The sequence below is a fragment of the Geobacter psychrophilus genome, from assembly GCF_056821595.1.
Genome location: NZ_JBXDTU010000004.1, coordinates 2,285,484 through 2,304,104, shown reverse-complemented (window position 1 = coordinate 2,304,104; position 18,621 = coordinate 2,285,484). Strand labels below are relative to the sequence as shown.

Annotated in this window: 27 protein-coding genes; 4 read left to right on the top strand and 23 right to left on the bottom strand. The window is 49.9% G+C overall.

The window, feature by feature from the left end; genetic code table 11:
- Nucleotides 1-92: 92 nt before the first annotated feature.
- The 4 genes from lexA (at nt 93) to ACOCF6_RS13220 (ending at nt 2,665) form a co-directional block, all read left to right on the top strand.
- A complete protein-coding gene (gene lexA, locus ACOCF6_RS13235) occupies nt 93-695 on the top strand; it encodes a transcriptional repressor LexA (protein WP_482460810.1) in 603 nt (200 codons plus the stop codon).
- Between the two features lie 3 nt (nt 696-698).
- Nucleotides 699-944, top strand: coding sequence for a hypothetical protein (locus ACOCF6_RS13230; RefSeq protein WP_482460809.1), 246 nt, complete (start codon nt 699-701; stop codon nt 942-944).
- 159 nt (nt 945-1,103) lie between these two features.
- Nucleotides 1,104-2,378: a hypothetical protein gene (locus ACOCF6_RS13225; protein WP_482460808.1), complete on the top strand. Its 1,275-nt coding sequence runs from the start codon at nt 1,104-1,106 to the stop codon at nt 2,376-2,378.
- A complete protein-coding gene (locus ACOCF6_RS13220; protein ID WP_482460807.1) occupies nt 2,369-2,665 on the top strand; it encodes an MBL fold metallo-hydrolase in 297 nt (98 codons plus the stop codon). The genes ACOCF6_RS13225 and ACOCF6_RS13220 overlap by 10 nt, the downstream gene beginning before the upstream one ends.
- Here the strand turns inward: ACOCF6_RS13220 and ACOCF6_RS13215 are convergent.
- The 23 genes from ACOCF6_RS13215 to ACOCF6_RS13105 all read right to left on the bottom strand — a co-directional run bounded on the left by ACOCF6_RS13215 (nt 2,567) and on the right by ACOCF6_RS13105 (nt 18,606).
- Complete coding sequence (locus tag ACOCF6_RS13215; RefSeq protein ID WP_482460806.1) at nt 2,567-2,776, bottom strand: TetR/AcrR family transcriptional regulator; 210 nt, start codon at nt 2,774-2,776, stop codon at nt 2,567-2,569. The genes ACOCF6_RS13220 and ACOCF6_RS13215 overlap by 99 nt on opposite strands.
- Nucleotides 2,777-2,944: 168 nt before the next feature.
- Nucleotides 2,945-3,115 (bottom strand): hypothetical protein, encoded by a 171-nt coding sequence (locus ACOCF6_RS13210; protein WP_482460805.1) that lies wholly within the window; start codon nt 3,113-3,115, stop codon nt 2,945-2,947.
- A gap of 22 nt (nt 3,116-3,137) precedes the next feature.
- Nucleotides 3,138-3,686: a hemerythrin domain-containing protein gene (locus ACOCF6_RS13205; RefSeq protein WP_482460804.1), complete on the bottom strand. Its 549-nt coding sequence runs from the start codon at nt 3,684-3,686 to the stop codon at nt 3,138-3,140.
- Nucleotides 3,686-4,141 carry an iron-sulfur cluster-binding oxidoreductase gene (locus ACOCF6_RS13200; protein ID WP_482460803.1) on the bottom strand — a complete coding sequence of 152 codons (456 nt, stop codon included), beginning with the start codon at nt 4,139-4,141 and terminating at the stop codon, nt 3,686-3,688. Before ACOCF6_RS13200 ends, ACOCF6_RS13205 begins: the two co-directional genes overlap by 1 nt.
- A 3-nt stretch (nt 4,142-4,144) precedes the next feature.
- Nucleotides 4,145-4,366: a hypothetical protein gene (locus tag ACOCF6_RS13195; protein WP_482460802.1), complete on the bottom strand. Its 222-nt coding sequence runs from the start codon at nt 4,364-4,366 to the stop codon at nt 4,145-4,147.
- A gap of 217 nt (nt 4,367-4,583) precedes the next feature.
- On the bottom strand, nt 4,584-5,276 hold the full coding sequence (locus ACOCF6_RS13190; RefSeq protein ID WP_482460801.1) for a hypothetical protein: 693 nt from the start codon (nt 5,274-5,276) through the stop codon (nt 4,584-4,586).
- Between the two features lie 7 nt (nt 5,277-5,283).
- Nucleotides 5,284-5,742: an HPP family protein gene (locus ACOCF6_RS13185; RefSeq protein ID WP_482460800.1), complete on the bottom strand. Its 459-nt coding sequence runs from the start codon at nt 5,740-5,742 to the stop codon at nt 5,284-5,286.
- A gap of 193 nt (nt 5,743-5,935) precedes the next feature.
- A complete protein-coding gene (locus tag ACOCF6_RS13180; protein WP_482460799.1) occupies nt 5,936-6,946 on the bottom strand; it encodes a 4Fe-4S binding protein in 1,011 nt (336 codons plus the stop codon).
- A 63-nt stretch (nt 6,947-7,009) separates the two neighbouring features.
- On the bottom strand, nt 7,010-7,696 hold the full coding sequence (locus tag ACOCF6_RS13175) for a cytochrome c biogenesis CcdA family protein (protein ID WP_482460798.1): 687 nt from the start codon (nt 7,694-7,696) through the stop codon (nt 7,010-7,012).
- Nucleotides 7,693-8,076 (bottom strand): thioredoxin family protein, encoded by a 384-nt coding sequence (locus ACOCF6_RS13170; RefSeq protein ID WP_482460797.1) that lies wholly within the window; start codon nt 8,074-8,076, stop codon nt 7,693-7,695. Before ACOCF6_RS13170 ends, ACOCF6_RS13175 begins: the two co-directional genes overlap by 4 nt.
- Nucleotides 8,073-8,300, bottom strand: a complete 228-nt coding sequence (locus ACOCF6_RS13165) for a thioredoxin family protein (protein ID WP_482460796.1) — start codon at nt 8,298-8,300, stop codon at nt 8,073-8,075. The genes ACOCF6_RS13170 and ACOCF6_RS13165 overlap by 4 nt, the downstream gene beginning before the upstream one ends.
- Before the next feature lie 137 nt (nt 8,301-8,437).
- A complete protein-coding gene (locus tag ACOCF6_RS13160; protein WP_482460795.1) occupies nt 8,438-9,082 on the bottom strand; it encodes a DUF6448 family protein in 645 nt (214 codons plus the stop codon).
- A gap of 116 nt (nt 9,083-9,198) precedes the next feature.
- Nucleotides 9,199-9,546 (bottom strand): hypothetical protein, encoded by a 348-nt coding sequence (locus ACOCF6_RS13155; RefSeq protein WP_482460794.1) that lies wholly within the window; start codon nt 9,544-9,546, stop codon nt 9,199-9,201.
- A 126-nt stretch (nt 9,547-9,672) separates the two neighbouring features.
- Nucleotides 9,673-10,107, bottom strand: coding sequence for a PAS domain-containing protein (locus tag ACOCF6_RS13150; protein WP_482460793.1), 435 nt, complete (start codon nt 10,105-10,107; stop codon nt 9,673-9,675).
- A 132-nt stretch (nt 10,108-10,239) separates the two neighbouring features.
- Nucleotides 10,240-10,725 carry a hypothetical protein gene (locus ACOCF6_RS13145; protein WP_482460792.1) on the bottom strand — a complete coding sequence of 162 codons (486 nt, stop codon included), beginning with the start codon at nt 10,723-10,725 and terminating at the stop codon, nt 10,240-10,242.
- 116 nt (nt 10,726-10,841) lie between these two features.
- Nucleotides 10,842-11,207 (bottom strand): hypothetical protein, encoded by a 366-nt coding sequence (locus tag ACOCF6_RS13140; RefSeq protein ID WP_482460791.1) that lies wholly within the window; start codon nt 11,205-11,207, stop codon nt 10,842-10,844.
- Between the two features lie 373 nt (nt 11,208-11,580).
- Nucleotides 11,581-12,702 carry an ABC transporter permease gene (locus ACOCF6_RS13135; RefSeq protein ID WP_482460790.1) on the bottom strand — a complete coding sequence of 374 codons (1,122 nt, stop codon included), beginning with the start codon at nt 12,700-12,702 and terminating at the stop codon, nt 11,581-11,583.
- Nucleotide 12,703: 1 nt separating this feature from the next.
- A complete protein-coding gene (locus ACOCF6_RS13130) occupies nt 12,704-13,813 on the bottom strand; it encodes an ABC transporter permease (RefSeq protein WP_482460789.1) in 1,110 nt (369 codons plus the stop codon).
- A 1-nt stretch (nt 13,814) separates the two neighbouring features.
- Nucleotides 13,815-14,741 (bottom strand): ABC transporter ATP-binding protein, encoded by a 927-nt coding sequence (locus ACOCF6_RS13125; RefSeq protein ID WP_482460788.1) that lies wholly within the window; start codon nt 14,739-14,741, stop codon nt 13,815-13,817.
- Nucleotides 14,738-15,664, bottom strand: a complete 927-nt coding sequence (locus ACOCF6_RS13120; protein ID WP_482460787.1) for an ABC transporter ATP-binding protein — start codon at nt 15,662-15,664, stop codon at nt 14,738-14,740. Before ACOCF6_RS13120 ends, ACOCF6_RS13125 begins: the two co-directional genes overlap by 4 nt.
- A 10-nt stretch (nt 15,665-15,674) precedes the next feature.
- Nucleotides 15,675-16,658 (bottom strand): HlyD family secretion protein, encoded by a 984-nt coding sequence (locus ACOCF6_RS13115; RefSeq protein ID WP_482460786.1) that lies wholly within the window; start codon nt 16,656-16,658, stop codon nt 15,675-15,677.
- On the bottom strand, nt 16,655-17,977 hold the full coding sequence (locus tag ACOCF6_RS13110) for a TolC family protein (RefSeq protein ID WP_482460785.1): 1,323 nt from the start codon (nt 17,975-17,977) through the stop codon (nt 16,655-16,657). Before ACOCF6_RS13110 ends, ACOCF6_RS13115 begins: the two co-directional genes overlap by 4 nt.
- The gene (locus ACOCF6_RS13105) at nt 17,974-18,606 is read right to left on the bottom strand and encodes a TetR/AcrR family transcriptional regulator (protein ID WP_482460784.1); all 633 of its coding nucleotides are present in this window, start codon (nt 18,604-18,606) and stop codon (nt 17,974-17,976) included. Before ACOCF6_RS13105 ends, ACOCF6_RS13110 begins: the two co-directional genes overlap by 4 nt.
- Nucleotides 18,607-18,621: the final 15 nt, after the last annotated feature.

Below are 18,621 nucleotides of genomic sequence, written 5' to 3'. Positions count from 1 at the left end.
AATCTTGTAGGGGGGAAGGTGGCACCGTCTTGACAAGAAGATATGAACGAGAGTATATAGTGAACAGCTGTACACTATACGAGGAGAACACAGTGATCGCCATTACTGAACGGCAACAAAAGGTTCTGGACTTCATTACCCGTTTTACGCAGACGCATGGATACTCACCGACAGTGCGTGACATCGCGGCTCACCTTGGTGTCAGCAGTCCTTCCGGGGTGAATCGACATCTCGAAGCTCTCGAAAAAAAGGGATGGCTCAAGAAAACTGGGGCATCCCGCGGGATAGTACTTACTTCACACGGAGGACAGTCTATTCCCCTACCGATCGTTGGCACGGTTCGCGCCGGCCACTTACAACCGGCTATCGAAGATATCCAGGGATTCTTTTCTGTGGATCAGGGGCAAGTTAAAGGGGATGGATGCTTTTTCTTGCGGGTGAAGGGTGACTCAATGATAGGTGCAGGGATTTTTGATGGTGATCTGGCACTGGTTCGTCCTCAACCGGTGGCTGAGAACCGCGACACCGTTGTTGTCATGGTGGATGGGGAGGCGACCCTCAAATGGTTTCACCGCGAACCAAATCGCATCCGCTTGCAACCCGCCAACCCCAATATGGAACCGATTTATGTGGGACCGGATAAACATGTTTCGATTGTTGGCAAAGTAGTCGGAATTTATCGTCAGCTGGAGTAAGTCGTGGAGCGGATTAAAGAACAAATACGGATAGCCACGATCTTTACTCCCGGCAGATTGATCAAACCGGTATGGTTCGACTGGCACAACCGGAAGCATACTATCCTGGAAACAACGTACCACTGGAAGGAGTATGTCGGTTCAGCCACACTGATGCATTTTTCCGTTACCGACGGTGAGGCCCTCTACGATCTGGTCTATAACACGCTTGACCAAAGCTGGCTATTGAACGGGATAGAGGTTAAATGAAGGGCACTCCTGAAAATATAATTTATAATAATATTGTATGGTTAGGAGTATCGGGTTTCGTGCTGTGACGCATTCTGTCCTGTAAATTGAACAGAAATCAACTTTTTGGGTATATATAGTAAAAGACATGTCACCATGGTCTGAATTAAGGAGCCCGATATGGATAAATCCGGAAATGAAATGTTTTACATTGATGAGTGCGGTAATAAGACGGATGAAGGTCTCTATGAGGATGCTTCAGACTTCGAGTACCCTCTCGAACTTAGAAAACAGCTTAAGGTGGTTGCCGTGGAGTGTGGACTGACATCGGAACAGGCGGAAATGATTTACCATTGTGACGAGAACTCTTCAGGTCGAAGCGATCTACCAGATGTAGACAACATTGTGGCAAGGTATGTGCGAACGTTCAGTGATTCGCAACTGGAAGCGATGCTGGCCTTGAAACTCCCACATTTGATAGAAAGAATCAAATGTCTCCATCCAGAAAATAAATATGCATTTGATATACATCTTCGAGAGAAGTCCGAATTAATGGTCTATCATGGCGGGACGCGTCTTCTGACGATAGGATTATCAAAAATTGAACGTGGCAACATCTCCTTTAAGTCAGATTCATATAGTAAGCGACCAGGTTGCGATGCCGAATTTACAACGCTAAAGGCAGTTACAAGACTAGATGATATCGACCATGTTGCAAATCTTGTTTGCGCTTTTCTCTCGAAAGTTGTTACTGGCGACAAGATAATTAACGACAAATATTTTAAGAATGGGAAGGAGGGTTACTGGTCTAGCCGCATGAACATTGACTACGGTCGGAACTGGCAACCCGGCATGGAATGGATAATTATCGACAGGGAGGCGGTACTTGGCTTCGACGATGACCCCTCAAAATCTCGATTCTACAAGATGCTCAAGCGGACTGTACAGTCTGTGAAAAATAGTCTTCAGTTGAATGACGAAAAAACCTGGGGAAAGCTGACTGCATCTGACGTGAACCAAGGCGAATCCGATTTTTGTGATTTCGGTGATGAACTTGATTTTCTCGCGATAGGTCCCAATAAACAGTTGGTGTGCATTGAACTCAAGCACGGTTCATATACATCAGGAATCTACTGGGGGCCATTACAGGCATCGGTTTACCGGGATGCCTATTTGAAGCAGCTTGGTAATATTTCTGAATCTATCAAAAAAATGGTTAAACAAAGGGTTGCGTTGGGACTGCTGACGCCAAATGTGCTTGAATGGTTGCCTGAGAACTCTTTCAATGAGGTCGAAGGGATCTTGGCGATTGCTGATGTTAGTTCCAGTATAAAGAGCACATGCTGGAAAAAAGCCATAACTGTTAACTCAGAACTCAATAAACTCCATAAACCCGTCAAAATGATCCGCTCAGAAGATGGTTTGACCTGGAAAGAGTCCCGCGAGTGGAGTTGACAATTCACCGCGGCAGCCATGAGATTGGCGGCACCTGTATCCGGATATCATCGGGCAAGACGAGCATTCTTCTTGATGCTGGACTGCCCCTCTCAGCCAATAGTAAGGAGATTTCTCGGGCGGATCTGGATGCCGATGCTGTGGTAATAAGTCATCCTCATCAAGACCATTGTGGCCTTCTCGAAACATTACCCACAAAAATGCCAGATGAATTCTGCAACAGCGGAATAGATGTCGTCTTTCCCGCTGAAATGTCGGTAAATATTAGCCTCGCTCATTCCTGCTGATGCTGCTATTGCAGCGATGGTAAGAGCGCGAACGCCATTTTTACCTACTACCTCAAGGGCCGCTTGGATAATTTCTTCTTTACGAACGCGTGTGCTTTTCTTTTCTAGCATAGGTACCTCATGTGATTATCTATTCACATAATATGCTGGTTTTTACATATATGCAAGCAGATTGAGCAAACGAATATAATCAGATTAAATGCCGGCCTATTAACCAGACTACGATGTTAGAATATGAAACCGCTCCTTTTCCAAATCAGCCGTGTGGAGCACAACGATTCAGCAGTCCGTTGACCGATCATTTACTCCGCTGGTTTGCTGCAGCTTGCCTTTAGTGATCTCACACTTCAGTCTCTTTTTGCGCAAGGCAGCACGCGTGCCGAAGAACCCGCCGGCAGCTGTCAATACCCAGATAGTTGCTGTAACCGCTATTTCGCTCGTGGTGATCATATTTTATTCTCCGAATTCAAGACTATTCCTGCTCGTACTGCACAATAATGGCCTGATAATGACTTTCAAACCCGGGCGATACATGGGCTTCTGCGGCTTGATATTCCTGCAGGATGCCGGTACGCATAGTTTCGGGAATCACCCGTTCTGCTAACGGGTAGAGAATTTCGTCTTCCTTACTTATATGATCACGCAGCAGAGCAGCATACCCTAGGGCATTATCTGCAATTGCCTGATAAGTGTCTGTAAGACCCGCCTGTGCCTCATGGACAGCTGCTTCCATTGCGCGGACAAAGTTCCTGCCCTGATCATGTTCCATCAGCATGGCGGCTACCGGACTGTTTTCCTTCGGCATACCGTTGTCAACCAATGCTTTGAAAAGGACATCTTCTTCCTTGGCATGGTGAAAACGGTCAGCATACTGACGGATGAAGTCGATGCCATCAAGATAGAATTGCCAGTTGAGATAATTCCCTTCAGCCGTTTGAGGGGCATTTTTTTCAAGCAATGCAATCATGCGCAGAATTAGGCGATGCTCTTCCACCAAGGCCTTGGTGATGTCTACTTTCATCAGTTCCTCCTGGCACCGTCGATACCGACAATCACTGTCTCCAGCGGGATATCCCGGCCACTTTTCTGAATCGCTTCTTTTACCATAATGTCCAGCCCTCGGCAGCAAGGCACTTCCATGATTGCCACGGTGACATGGGGCGTATCATTGGTTGAAAAAATTGTGGCCAGTTTATCTACATACGCGCCCGTATCATCCAGCTTCGGGCAGGCGATTGCCAGTGCTTTGCCCTTCAGCAGATCCTGATGCATGCTCCCCATGGCAAAAGCCACGCAGTCGGCACAGACCAGGATTTCCGCGTTCTTGAAGTACGGTGCGGTCGGCGGTACCAGATGGAGTTGTACCGGCCACTGCCTGAGTTCAGAGACGGCCCTGGTGTTATTTGTTTCGTCTGTTACCGGTCTTTCGATTATCTTTGCCATGCTGCCGGAGCAGCCACATCCCAGATTTCCCATGAGTTATTCTCCTTTTTTCGCTAAATGCTCGTTGATTTCCTGCTCAATTTTCGCTTCGTCTTCCTTGGATAAGCCGTGAATCGACACCACATCCTTCAGCAGACAGATCCCCACCTTGCAGGTGGTGCAGCCAATCTCGTAACGAGCGAGTATCTCGCCGATCTCCGGGTAGGTCTGCATCACATCCTGTATCGCTTTATCACCAAGTTCGTTATTGAAATTCATTGAACACCTCCTCGCTCTGTTATGAATCCAGCTTAGTGAAATAATTGGCAGATTAGTTTGATGTGGGTCAACAAAGTGATTTCATTTTCGGAGGGAGAACTGCAATCGTGACGGGAGAAGAACGTGGTTATGAGGATTTCACCACGTAAGGCAACAGAGTGAGGTACGGGTCCATATGCTGTGATTATCCACAAGACTCTGAGATAGCGCTTATGAACTACTGAGGATGTAATCTAAGGATATTGGCAACCTCCTGCTGCATGTTTTTCGTGTCGATCTTTGTCCACGACAAGAGTGAGCCCCAAGTCTTGGTTCCGGCCTTTACTTCAAGATAGAGCTGCTTGGCCGACTGTTTCGTCTTGGTGGCAATAACGGTGGCGATAATCAATTCCTGATTGTTGGCACCCGCTTTACGCATGTCGGCCACATCCCTCTCACCCAGCAATCGGTCCTTGAGGAAAAGCTCATCAACCACCGCTTCTGATAAGCGGTCAGACGGTACATTTGCATTGAGGGCATTTGAAAATCGCGCTCCCAAAGATTTCAACGGAAGATTCAGTGGCACGAGGACATTCTTCCATGAATCACTCTTCGATTTGGCCAAGAGCAGGCTGTCCGGTGTCTTGCCGGCTTTAGAGGCGACCCAATAGGCAACCCAAAGATCGTCAGGGGAAGTGCCTTGCTGCTTTTTCATCACGATACTCTTCTTATCCGTATTAAAGACAATGGCAAAGAAGGAGTTTTGCGTAGTGGCCAGAAAATACGGGTCGGCAGTTGCTGGATGCGCGGTATCGTAAGACCGGTCGGTAAAGCAATGACACGTAATGGCGGGTATGGCGTATGCCGACAGCGGAAAAAGGAACAACAGGGAAAGACAGAGAAGTATTTTGGTGCCGGTAACGAGACGCATAAGAGACCTATAGCCAGTGTTTGGGATAAGAACGGTGGTACACCACATTATTCGTAAAGATTGCCGTAACCAGGAGAATCAAGGCGCCTGCCAACACCGGCAACAGGATGAATCCCGGGCCAACCGCCGCTTGAACTCCGATCAGGGCGGTAGCCCCTCCCGGTGGATGGGTTGTATGAGTCAGGTTCATCACAAGAATTGATAGCCCAACTCCAAGAGCCATGGCAAATGTAGTAGACCCGAAGAGGGCAACGACAATTACTGCTACAATGGCGGAGACGAGATGCCCACCAACCAGATTACGTGGTTGGGACAGCGACGAGTCGGTAGCTCCAAAAAGTAGAACCGCCGAAGCTCCAAACGACCCGATCAGCAAGGGATGACCGACCAACTTTGTTATCTCGCAAATTGCCAGGATTCCAAGAGTGGAACTCAGGAAACTCCAGAGTGCATAGTGTAGGGACATTTTTGGGCGTGGGCCCCACATGGGAGCCTTGCAGCGCATTGCAATTCCGGTGATTCTTCTTATCGGCACGAGCCTCTCCAGAGTTTTTACTTTATTCTTGATGAACACTCCCTTCACAATATTGGGGCAGGCGCACGAAATGTTTCGGGTTTGCTATCTAATGCTTTGCCGCATTTTATTGCGTCCTTCAATCTCAATGACTCAGGCTCTGAACAAGAGGGATGAGCCGTTGATAGTCGGAATAACTCAGCGAGCTCTGCCAGTGCCCGCTGACCATCCCAGCACCTGTTCCCGCCATGAACATGAACACAACCACAGTAGGGAAAACCCACACCGGCAGCGGTCGCTTCCAGAAGACCGGCTGCATGGCGAGGACATTTCTCTCCGGGCAATGTGCCACACAGGTGAGGCACCCGGTGCACTCAGGCGAAGAAACTGCTGTGGAGGAATGCACTACAAGGCCAGAAGGACATATGGCGGAACAGCGTTGACATCCAGTACAACGAGTCGAGTCCCTTCGGATTTTGAAGGGACTGACGATACTTGCAAGTCCAAGTAATGCACCATAAGGGCAGAGATACCTACACCAGAACATTTTGTAAAAAAGTGAAAATAAGGTCAGGATTGCCAGCACCACCATGGTGGTTAAGGACATGCTCGTGAAGAAATGGAGCATTTTGACGTCGCTAACTGCCCAGTATGGAGCATCCAAAAATCCGCCAAGCGCTTCGACTGACATGTCCACCAGGATAAATTTCACAAACATCAGCAATAGCAGATATTTGATACTCCGCAATCCATAGTCAAGCCATCTCCATATTCGATAATTCCGGCCAGCTAACTTCCGGCCAATTTTGAATGCTCCTTCCGAAAGAGTGCCGACCGGGCAAAGCCATGAGCAAAATGATTTCTTGGCAAGCAGACTCATGAGCAAAATTGTCACGAATATTACCAGTGCAGCTGGATGTACCGGATGTATTTCACCTGAAACCAGCCAGTACTTCAGACTTGTTAGAGCTCCGATTGGCAGAAAGCCTTCCACACCCGGAGGGCGGGAAACCAGCGGAACGACTGCGCCACGTTCAACAGAATTGACAAACATGCCGAAGCGGATGCCGATCCCGATCACCCACAACATAAAGCACCACTGCACAACAGTCCGTATGGTACTGGCAGATTTTGTAGAAATCCCATTTAGGTACATGATTCTCCTCTTCGTATCATGCTGTTTAGAGAAACATTCTTCACCAGCCCCGTTTATGTGGGGCTAGAATGCCTGCCAGATGAACCAGGCCCCGGCAAGAGAGATTATGAAGCCGCTTACTTTCCTGCTCCAGTTCGAAAAGTTGATCACCCCACGCGTTTTGGCAAAAGATTCCACAAAACCGGTAAATGTGCCGGCAACGAGCATGAGCAGGCAATGGCCGACGGCATAACTGAACATCAGCATGATGCCGTAGAGCACCTGTCCCTTGCCGGTGACAACGGTCAGCAGCACAACCATTACCGGTGTGGCGCAGGGAGAGGATACAAGTCCAAAGAACAGACCAAGCATGAACGCGCCGATGATGCCCCCCTGCTTCGGTTTGAAGTCGCGCTTTACCGGCAGGCGTATTTCATACATCCCCATCAGCTGACCACCCATTACCAGAGCCACAGTACCGGCGACAGCATACCACCAGCCACCGACAACCCCGAAGACTGTGCCGAGCAATCCGGCGGCAGCGCCGAAGGCTGTGAAGGTGAGAGACAATCCAACAATGAACATCAGGGAATAGCGGAATGCCTTCCAGCGGTCACCATCGCTATAACCGCCGACAAAACCGACCACCAGGGGGATGGTGCTGAGAACACAGGGTGAAGCTGAAGAAATGACGCCTGCCAGAAATACTGCGCCGAAGGCCAGCAGCGGGTAAGCAGCAATGATCTGTTCAATGTTGTCGATGAAGGTCACTTGAGTCCTGCCGATTTCAATCCCTTGATGATCCCTTCCTTGTCCATAAAACCGGTGTGACGTTGTACCTCTTTCCCCTGCGGGTTGATGAAAATCTGGGTGGGCAACATCTGGACGCGGAATTTTTGTGCGGTTGACTGGTCTGAACGTACGTCGATGAAAAGAATATTGGCACGCCCCCGGTAATCATTGGAAAGTGATTCCAGGTAGGGTGCCATCTTCTTGCAGACGTTGCAGGTGCGCAGGCCGAAATCGATCAGCGTCGGCTTGCCGGATGACAGGGCCTGATTGACGACTGTCGCGCTGGCTGCAGGGATTTCCGCATTGGCTACGCCGGCAAACAGCAATGACATGGTAAATATTGTAACGATTAGTTTCATATCATCCCCTTGATTTCGGCTACTGACAACAATTTGCCAGAACACGTGAGCTGACCGTCAATGACCAGCGCGGGCAGACTGGTGATGCCATATTTCAACATGGAGGAAATTTCCACGACCTTCAGCACCTCGCCCTGTTTTCCGCTTTCAGCGAGTGCTTTCTTTGTGTTCTCGTAAAGTGTGATGCAATCTACACAGCCGGTACCTAACACTTCTATTTTCATTGTAAAATCTCCTTATTGGTCACGTATCAATAGACCACGATATGGTTCTCTCAGTAAAAAGCTGCCTGACGGGGTGTTGTCCCTGCCAGGCAGCAATCCTGTGTTATGGGGTCAAATCTGTTACACCTCTCATAACGTCAGTGTTTAGAGGGCACTGACTCATTTTTATGCGCGTTATGTTTTTCGACTTTGCCATGCTCACCATGTGCGCCTTTAGCGGTTGCATCCTGATGAAGCCGCTCTACATAATGGGTGTAGGCAACATAGGCTTCCACAAATTCCCTTCCCTGCGCAACACCCTCATCCTTGTGCTTGTATGTAGTCGCTGCATGCTCGTAACGGGTCTTGATACCAGCGGATACATCGTCGGTGACCAGTTTCACCAGTGCGTCGGCTGAACCGCTCGCCAGGGCCTTGTCAGCTTCGGCAACGGCAGGTTCTACTGCGCCGGCCGGTTTCAGACCGGTAAATGATGCACCTTCTCCGGCGCGATGGATTTTGACAAGGGTTGCGAAGAATTTGTGCTCTGTTTCTTCCTGGTTCTTTGATTTGCTGGTCAACACTTTGTTAAAGGCAGCTCGGACAGCTTTTTCATCCTTTGGCTTCACCCATTTCAAAATTGGGGTGATATCCTTGGCTTCGATGGCCTTTCTGGCATCCTGGATAACCGGGCCGTCCAGGGTGTCACAATGGGCAGCAGCTTCGCGAGGTGTTGCAAAAAATAGCACCGTAAATGCTGAAACTGCCAACATGCCTGTTTTAAATATGTGTGTATATCTCATGAGTTATTTTCCTTTGTATGTATGGTTTGACGGTTGATTCACCAGTACTAAGCGAATTTGCACGTTATTGCCGGGACTGCCTTACAACGAAAGAAGCTAATCCCGGCAGATATGAGTCAAACGTTATATTTAGGAGGGAATTCCGGAGGAGCGCCGTAGCCTGGCAGAAAGGCGCCGTTGTATGAGGCCTTGTGAAGCGAAATGAGCGGAGAGTGTTTAACTACTGTTCCGGATACGGTGTCGCATGGTGCATCAAGTTCGTGGCAGTGAGGAATCTGATCGTGCCTGTCCCGGGATTCATGGTCGGCATCGGCGTCAGAATGGGCACATGCAGTTTCCGTATGACCGGTTTCACTAGTACTCATATTAGTCGAGACGTAAAGCGACCCCGAAAGCGGCAGACAGAGCTGAACCAGCAGTAATAGTACAGTCAGAATCCTGCTATGTCTGTTAGTAATAATCATAATCATTATTCCGTCGCATCATGTTCTGAAGTCGCTAATCCCGGATCAACGATCCCATAAGACGTGTGAAAAACTTTGATGCAGGCAATATTTGAGTAAATAGATAGCCAAATATTCTAAAGAAACCTAGTCCGTTGTTTCTGCTAGCTTTGTTTTGCAAGCAGCCAAACTCTCCTTCAATGACTTTTCTTTCTTCCACCGCTCAGTCACATCACGCATGATTGAGGCACAGCCTGCCATGACACCATCTTCATCTCGTAGAAGAACCATGCTGAATTCCAAGGAAACACGGGAGCCGTCCTTGCGAATGCCGGGTGAAGATAACAGACCGGTTTTATATTTTGTCTCACCGGACGCCATCACCCGCCAATAACCTTCCCAGTGACGACTCCGCAAATTTTCAGGGATAATTAGATCAAGTGATTGACCGACCGCTTCAGCTGCAGTATGGCCAAACATCTGCTCTGCTCCCCTGTTCCAGAAGCGGACAATCCCTTTCTGGTCCGAGACAAGAATCGCGTCCGGTGCATCCTTGACCATCTGTTTTAATAGTCTGTCCATATATCCTCCCGCAATCTGCTTGCATTGTGATTATACGTTACGGCAATAGTGTGTGCGGGTGTTTGACCTATATCAAGAATAAGTTGAAATCTTCAAGTACAAACTGGTTCAAGCTTTAGAGTAAATTCTGTATTACTGAACCATTAGAAGATCCTCCAAACTAAACTTCCTGGTTGCATCTATTTTGGCAATAATGTTGTTTTCCTTGTCAACCACATAAATCCACACAAAATCTGTTCCAGATGGCACTGACCATCTAGCGCTTTTGTGTTCCCAATCAAGCCAAACCGGTGGTGCGTTGCTCCATTGCAAGGAGCGTTTTGCACTCCCTTCCATAAATTTGGGGACAGTGCTTAAATTGGGAATCATCACTATACTGACTTTTTTGTGGAGGTAGGAACCCTGTATCACCGTTGTCACTTTCTTTGCCCTTTCGAAGCCCTTCCTAGTCATGCTTATAGCAATAAGATGTTTTTTGTTGTTATTGAATAGCGACTCCCTGTTTAATAGCTTTCCATACTGATCTGTCGTATCCAGCGTGGGAAACGTGTCATAGCCAAATACAGGCTGGTGGGTAATAAACGTGATTAATACCATCAAGCGCCATTTAAACTTCACAACAAACTCTCCATTAAACATTATCTAATAATTGTCATTTGCAAGTTGATCAACTTAAATCATTACTATCAATTTGCTTGCACATCAAGGTATACACGTTCAGCAGACTTGAGCAGTTATCTATAAGCCTTTGTCATGTTTTTCCGAATCAACACAGGTTCTATATGCAATTTGTTGATTATTTCCTTCAGCTTTTCTTTTGCGTACTGAAACTCTTCTGATGCAATGCTATACTCATTCCAGGCATCTTTCAGTTCTATCTTGCTTTCTATTTGGTCATATGCTCCTTTTATATTATGGCTTTGCAGTAATAGATTATATCGTTTTGTTTCGAACAGCCAACAGGCTAACGCAGCTTGTGTGAAATTACATGCATTCAGGAACTCCATCATCTCTTCTGGCTCTTCAATCTGGTCAGCAATTTGACGGATGTATGCACGGGCATTTGCTGGATCCCTAAGCCGTAAATCGTCTACGTTCATAGTAACTAAATCCTCTTCATAACATGTCTAAAGATTGCCTGACCCTGCTTTGATATTTTTGTGTACATGACTATAGCAATTTTTCTAATCACCCTGAATCTTGTGTAATTTCAGCAGTACAAAACAACAATTAATTAAAACACGCTTCACAAATTGCTTAAATAGCTAGTCGTAAACGAATGGCAAATCCTTTCATACGCTATTTATATTGGACTCGAAATATTATGGACGCTTCAAATTTTAGCTCTACTGCCTCTAACAGGCAGCTTGTCAAAGACATCAGGCTTGGTTTATTTCCCTTGCCATTGCGGAATATCACGATGTACAGCAAATACCCATGTGAATCTGAATAAGCATCTTCATCGCTCGTCGCTTACCCGAGCCTCTTCCTGAACCGAAGGGAGCTGGTCGTTATGACTACTACACCAAGCAAAAGAAGGGCGGCCATCTGCGGCCAGAGAATATCGATCCCGTTCCCCTTGAGGAAGATCCCTCTGATGATGACCAGAAAATATCGAAGGGGATTCAGGTAGGTTCCGTACTGAATGGCCACCGGCATGTTCTCAATAGGAAACATGAACCCGGAGAGGAGGACCGCGGGTATGTAGAAGAGGAAGGTGGCCATCAGCGCCTGCTGCTGGGTCCTGGAGATGGTGGAAATGAAGAGCCCCACCCCCAATACCGAGAGCAGATAGATGGCTGTAGAGAGAACAAGTAGTGGAATACTCCCTTTAATCGGGACATCGAACCAGAAGACACCAATGGTTGTTACAAGTGCCATGTCGAAAAAACTGATGAGTGCAAAAGGGATGGTCTTCCCCAGCATCAATTCCACCGGTTTCAGCGGCGTAACCATCAACTGCTCCATGGTCCCGATCTCTCGCTCCCGCACCACCGCCATGGCGGTCAGCAGCAGACAGGTGAGCATGATTATGATGGCGATGACCCCCGGCACGTTGTAGTTTCTGCTCCGCAGCTCAGGGTTGTACCAGGCACGGGAGCGCAGATCTATACGTGCCGGCTTTACAACCTGCTGCATGCCGACCCGGGTCCCGATCTCCCTGCCGAAACGGGTGATGACCCGCGTGGCGTAGTCCATGGCAACGGAAGCTGTATTCGAATCGGTTCCGTCCACAATCATCTGCACTTCCGTGGGGATGCCCCGCGCCAGGTCCCGGCCGAAGCCCTTGTTGATCTGCACCGCGGCGAGGACTCTTCCCCGATCGAGGAGTTCCCCTATCTCTTTCGCCGAAGAAGGGGTGACAGTGATGCTGAAGTAGCCGGATGCTTCGAGCCGCCGGCCCAGTTCCCGACTTTCATAGGAGTGGTCCAGGTCGTAGAAGGCGGTGTTTATGCTCTTTACGTCGGTGGTGACCGCGTAGCCGAAAATGAGGAGTTGTAGGATCGGGGTCACAAAGATGATAGCCTTCATCCTCCGGTCCCGGAACACCTGACTGAACTCCTTGATCACCATTTCCTTGATCCGTTCGAACATATCACACGATCCTTTTCTTGAATTTCCTGACCGAAAGGGCGAAGGTCACTATGCCGAACAGTGTAAGAAGAATCGTTTCCGTTGCCAGTTGCCTGAGAGTGCTCCCTTTGAGAAAAATTCCTTTGAGAATCGCTACGAAATAACGGGCAGGGATGATTCTGGTCATATTCTGGAGCGGCAACGGCATGTTGCTGATGGCGTACATGAACCCCGACAGAAGGAAGGCCGGTAAAAAACTCACTACCATGGCAATCTGGCTGGCAACTAGCTGGGACTTGGCTACAACCGAGATGAGTATTCCCAGGGAGAGACCTCCAAAAAGAAAGAGGGAGGTAAGGAAAGCGAGTAGTAACAGGCTCCCCCGCAATGGTACGTCGAAGATAAATACCGTCATGGCCACGGAAACGGCCACGTCGATAAAGCCGATGAAGAAGTAGGGCAGCAGTTTGCCGGCGATCAGCTCTGTAGTTTTTACCGGCGTGGCGATCAGCTGCTCCATGGTGCCCCGTTCCCATTCCCTGGCGATGGTTAGCGAGGTGAGAAGTGCCGCAATGACTGCCATGATTACCGCAATCAGTCCGGGAATGATGTAATTGCGTGATTTAAGCTCCGGATTGTACCAGACCCGCACCCTGGCATCTATGGGGGCGCGCGCTATTCCACCTGTAACCCGTTGGCCAAAGCGTTCCGTCACCCCCTCCACATAACCAAGGGCAATGGTGGCTGTGTTGGAATCACTGCCGTCCACAACCACCTGCAGCGGAGCAATCTTTCCCCGTCGTAGATTCTCTGAGAAGTCAGCAGGGATCCAGAGAGCCACCTGCCCCCGGTTTGCGTCGAGTGCTGCATCAACATCCGAGGGACGATCCAGGATAGTGACAATCGTGAAGTATCCCGACTCCCGGAACTGGGCTACCAGCTCACGACTCAGGCTGCTTTTGTCCAGATCGTAAACCACGGTCCTCAGGTTGTTCACGTCCATGGTAATGGCGTAGCCGAAGATCAACAGCAGGATTACCGGCATGAGGAACGCCATGGCCAAGCTCAGGGGATCACGGAACACCTGGATCAGCTCTTTTTTTGCTATGGCACGGACCCGGATAAGTTTCATATCAAGACACCTCGATCAGGGTTACAAACACATCTTCCAGCGACGGGACGATCTTTTCGATGCGGACGACCTTTAGCCCCGCTTTGACGAGTGATTCCCTGATCCGTTGGGACTCCTGCCCGGCGTCAGTCACGGTGGCATGCAGGACGCTGCCGAAAATGGCTGTTTCGATGCCGCTCTGTTCAAGGACTTCAAGCGCATCCACCACCTGCTCAACCTCGATTTCCAGAACATCCCTTTCCATATACTCCTGCTTCAGGGTGGTCGGTGTCCCTTCGGCGATGATCTTCCCCCGGTAAATGAGGGCCAACCGGTCGCAATATTCCGCCTCGTCCATGTAGTGAGTGGTAACAAAGATGGTCTTTCCCTCCCGAGACATGGCATAGATGAGCCGCCAGAAATTGCGTCGGGAGATTGGGTCAACCCCCGAGGTCGGTTCATCGAGAAAAATGATGGGAGGTTCGTGAAGGATTGCGCAACCGAGCGCCAGCCGCTGCTTGAAACCACCCGAGAGGGTTTTTGTCAGCGCCCCCCGCCGGTCCGCGATCCCGGCCATCTCCAGAACCCATTCCTTACGCTCACGTTTCTTCTCCCTGGGAACCCGGTAGATACCGCTGAAGAAGTTGATATTCTCCTCCACCGTCAGATCGTCGTAGAGGGAAAACTTCTGGGACATGTAACCGATATTCTTCTTGATCTCTTCCGCCTCAGTCATGATATTGAAGCCCCCCACCTTCCCACTACCAGCGGAGGGGGTGAGGAGGCCGCACAGCATCTTGATGGTGGTCGATTTACCGGCTCCGTTGGGGCCGAGGAAACCGAAGATTTCTCCCTTGCCAACAGTGAGGCTGATTTGGTCCACGGCAGTGAAATCGCCGAAAACACGAGTCAACCCGGTAAATTCCACTGCTGTTTCGACACTGTTCATGGCTCCTCCACCATGGCGATGAAGACATCCTCCAGGGAAGGGAGGATAAAACGATGATCCCGAACCATAATCCCCTCTTTCTGGAGTCTGCCGATAACGCCATCCAGCGCTTCGCTACGCTCCAGAGCGACATGAAGACGGTCGCCGTAGATGCTCACGCTGTGCACCTCTGGACAGCCCCTTGCGATATCCTCGGCCTTGCGCGCATCCCCGGTCCATAGTTCCACCATGGGAAAGCCCAGGGATGCTTTGATCCGTGCCGGGCTGTCATCGATCAGGATCTTTCCCCGGTGCATGAGACCAACCCGTGTGCAACGTTCCGCCTCGTCCAGGTAGGCAGTGGAGACGAAGATGGTAATCCCGTCCTTCAGCAGGCCGTAAAGGATACGCCAGAAATCCCGCCGTGAAACTGGATCGACCCCGTTGGTCGGTTCGTCGAGAAAGAGAATCTCAGGGGTGTGGATCAGGGCACAGGCAAGGCCGAGTTTCTGCTTCATCCCTCCGGAAAGCTTCCCGGCCAGTCTTCCTTTGAAAGGGGTCAGGTTGGAAAAACCCAGAAGACGCTCGATTCGCTCCGGACGTTCTTTCTGTGGGACTTCGTAGAGGTCAGCATAGAAGATGATATTCTCCATGACGGTAAGATCTTCATAGAGGCCGAACTTTTGAGACATATAGCCGATCTGTTCCTTGATCCGCTCCCCTTCCTTAAGAACCGAGTGACCCGCTACCCATGCATCACCGGAAGTGGGTTCCATGATGGCGGTTAACAGGCGCATAGTGGTGGTCTTGCCGGCACCATCCGGTCCGACCAGGCCGAACAACTCCCCTTTTTTGATCTCCAGGGTGAGGCTGTCGAGTGCAATGTTGCCGTCGAAGGTCTTGGTCAGCGCTTCTGCTTTAATTGCTGCGGTATTCGTATCCATTTCGCAACCCCTACCTTACCCTGATCTTGACGTCCGCCGGCATGCCCGGTTTCAGCTCTTGGTTCGGATTATCCACGCTCACCTTGACGCCGAAGACCAGTTTCACCCGTTCTTCCTGGGTCTGCACGTTCTTGGGGGTAAACTCAGCTTCCGAGGAAATATAGGTCACTTCCCCGTCAAACTTCTTCCCCGGATAGGTATCGACCGTTACCTCCGCTTTTTGGCCCAGCTTGACCAAGCCCAACTTGTCCTCCTTCACATAGATCTTTACCCATGGATGTGCCAGGTCGCCGACGGTAAAGATGGGAGTTCCAGCAGTAACGGTTTCACCAGCTTCCACATTTTTTCTGAGGACCACTCCCTGCACCGGCGTTTTCAAGTCCATATCCGCCAGTTGCTCCTGATACACCGCCAGCTGCGCTCTGGGCTGTCGGACCTGGGCTTCAGCTGCCTTGATTGTTTCCGACCGCGGCCCTTCTTTCACCAGGCTCTCGTTTTGCAAAGCCTGATCGTACTGCGCCTTTGCCACCTCAAAGGTCCGCTTGGCGGAGTCGCGCTGTTGTGCCGAGATAGCGCCGTTTTTAAACAGCATCTCGGCACGTTCGAAATCCTTGCCTGCTTTTTCAAGGTCAGCGGAGGCGGAGGACACGAGCGATCGAGCGCTCTTTTTTTCCTGTGGGCGCGAACCACGTTGCAACTCGAGAAGTCTGGCGCTGTTGGAATCGATGACGGCCTGCTGCGCCTCCATCTGGCGCAGAAGCTGTGTGCGGTCCAGCTTTGCCAAGACCCCGCCTGCCACGACGTTCCTACCCTCGTCGGTCAGGAGCGTTTCCACCCTGCCGGGGACCTTGAACCCAAGATCCACCTCGGTCACCTCGACGTTCCCCGAGCTGAGCAGTATCCCTGGATCATCGGTTTTTCGATGGAGCAGGAAGTAGGCAATAACCGCTGCTACAATTACCACCAAGCCAATTAGTATCAGTCTCTTTTTCATCGTGAAGTCACCTCCTCAGGTACATTACTTCCCAGTGCCTTTTCAAGGGCCGCCTGTGCCGTTAACAGATCGTACGAAGCCTGGTGCCAATCAGTGATCGACCGCAATAACGCTGTCTGAGCGTCGATCACGTCTTTGGTTGTCCCATCACCGGTTTCATACTTCAATTGCTCCACTCGCAGGTATTCCTCGGCAGATGAAATTGCCTCTTTAGAAACCGAGACTCTTTTCTCCGCATCGGCGACCGCAAGGAAAGCCTCCTTTACCTCCTGCACAATCAGCAGCCGAACGGCACGGAGCTCTTCCTGACTGCGCTCAAGTTCTATAGACCCTTTATTGATCTCCGCCCGTGTTATCCCACCGTCGAAAAGTGGATATGAGAGCCGCAGGCCAATATTCCAGTTATCCTTGAACGAAAAGGAGTCTCCTCCTTTTTCTGTGAACTCGCCGGCCAGATCCAGAGAAGGGAGACGCTTTCCCTTGGTCAAATCCAGCTTGGCCTGCTGAAGTTCCGCCTGAGCGCTGGCCTTCCGGTATTCCGGACGTTGTTGCAAAGCTACCTTCACCTCTTCGGCCTCCTGTGAATGTACTTTTAAAAAAAGAGGTTCACCGGAGATAGTGAATTGCGGATATGTCTCGTCCGCCCCCATCAATGTCCGGAGCAGCGCGTATGTAGCCGCCATGGCGTTCTGTGCTGCCAACGCCTGCTGCCTGGCATGGGCCAACTCCACATCAGTTTTCATGAGATCCACCCGCGCTGACCTGCCGGCCTTAACAAATTGATCAGTGACCCTGCGATGCTCTTCAAGCTGCTTTACCATCTGCTCGCGCGCCTTGAGAAGCGCCTCCAACTCCAGTATCTTGCAGTACGTGCTTGTCAGGTTGTAGACGAGTTCCTGCTTGCCCTGGCGAAAGGTTCCCTCAGTGACCATCTTGGTGATCTTGGCTATATCAACGTTTTTTTCGAGTCGTCCGCCCCGGTAAAGGGGAATTTTAAGTGAGACTCCTGCATCGTAGATGTCTTTATCAAAGTCAGGGAAACTACTGTTTTGCGGCGAGCCTGCTATGGGGGAAATGGCGGTGGGGTAACGGTAACGCGTAATGCCGACTCCCAGATCAACCTTTGGCCACCGCTCCCCTTTTGCAGCGTCGATAGCATATTCAGTCGCTTTGACATCCTTCCCGAGCCCGCTGAGCCTCGGTTCGTTCTTCAGGGCAAACTCGATCACTTGTGGAAGGTTGTAGGATGGCAGGTTACTTTCCGCAAAAAGCGCTGACGGTAATAGAAAAATTCCAATCATAGCCAATATCTTTTTCATTTCTGCCTCCCCACGATATTGCTATCATAAGTCAAAAAATTCTCATAACCATGCCACAGCATCATCCCCTCATCTACGAGAGGAAAGGAAAAGTCGCTTACCAGCCACTTTAAAGTTATCGCCTGCACCATTCCAATCAGCACCATGGCGGAGGCCTTTGGGTCCACAGCCTTCCTGATGTCGCCGATTTTCTTCCCTTTTTCGATGACGTTTACCAGACCGGCAGAATAAGTATCAAGCAGGTAATCAATCTTTCTCTGCGACGCACTTCCGGCTTTGAGGATTCCTCCTGAAAAAGCTAGACGGGCAATCCCTTTCCTTGTCTCCAGGAAATCAAGATGGAGGAGATAAAACCGCTTTAGGCTGATAAGTGGAGAAGGATCGCTGTCGTAGAGATACGTCAGGTTCTTCATCAATTCTAGGTGGACCTTCGTAACCGTTTCTTCGATGATTTCATCCTTGCTCTTAAAATGCCGATATATATCAGCCGTTGACACTCCGGTCTCCCGTGCAATGGCGCCTATCGTTAGTGTATTTACCTCTTCGCCGGCAGAAAGGATGTTAAATACGGCACGAACGATCTGCTCCCGTCGTGCGCTATTTTGAACTTTTGAAACGATATGGGACATACACCCTCCACATGC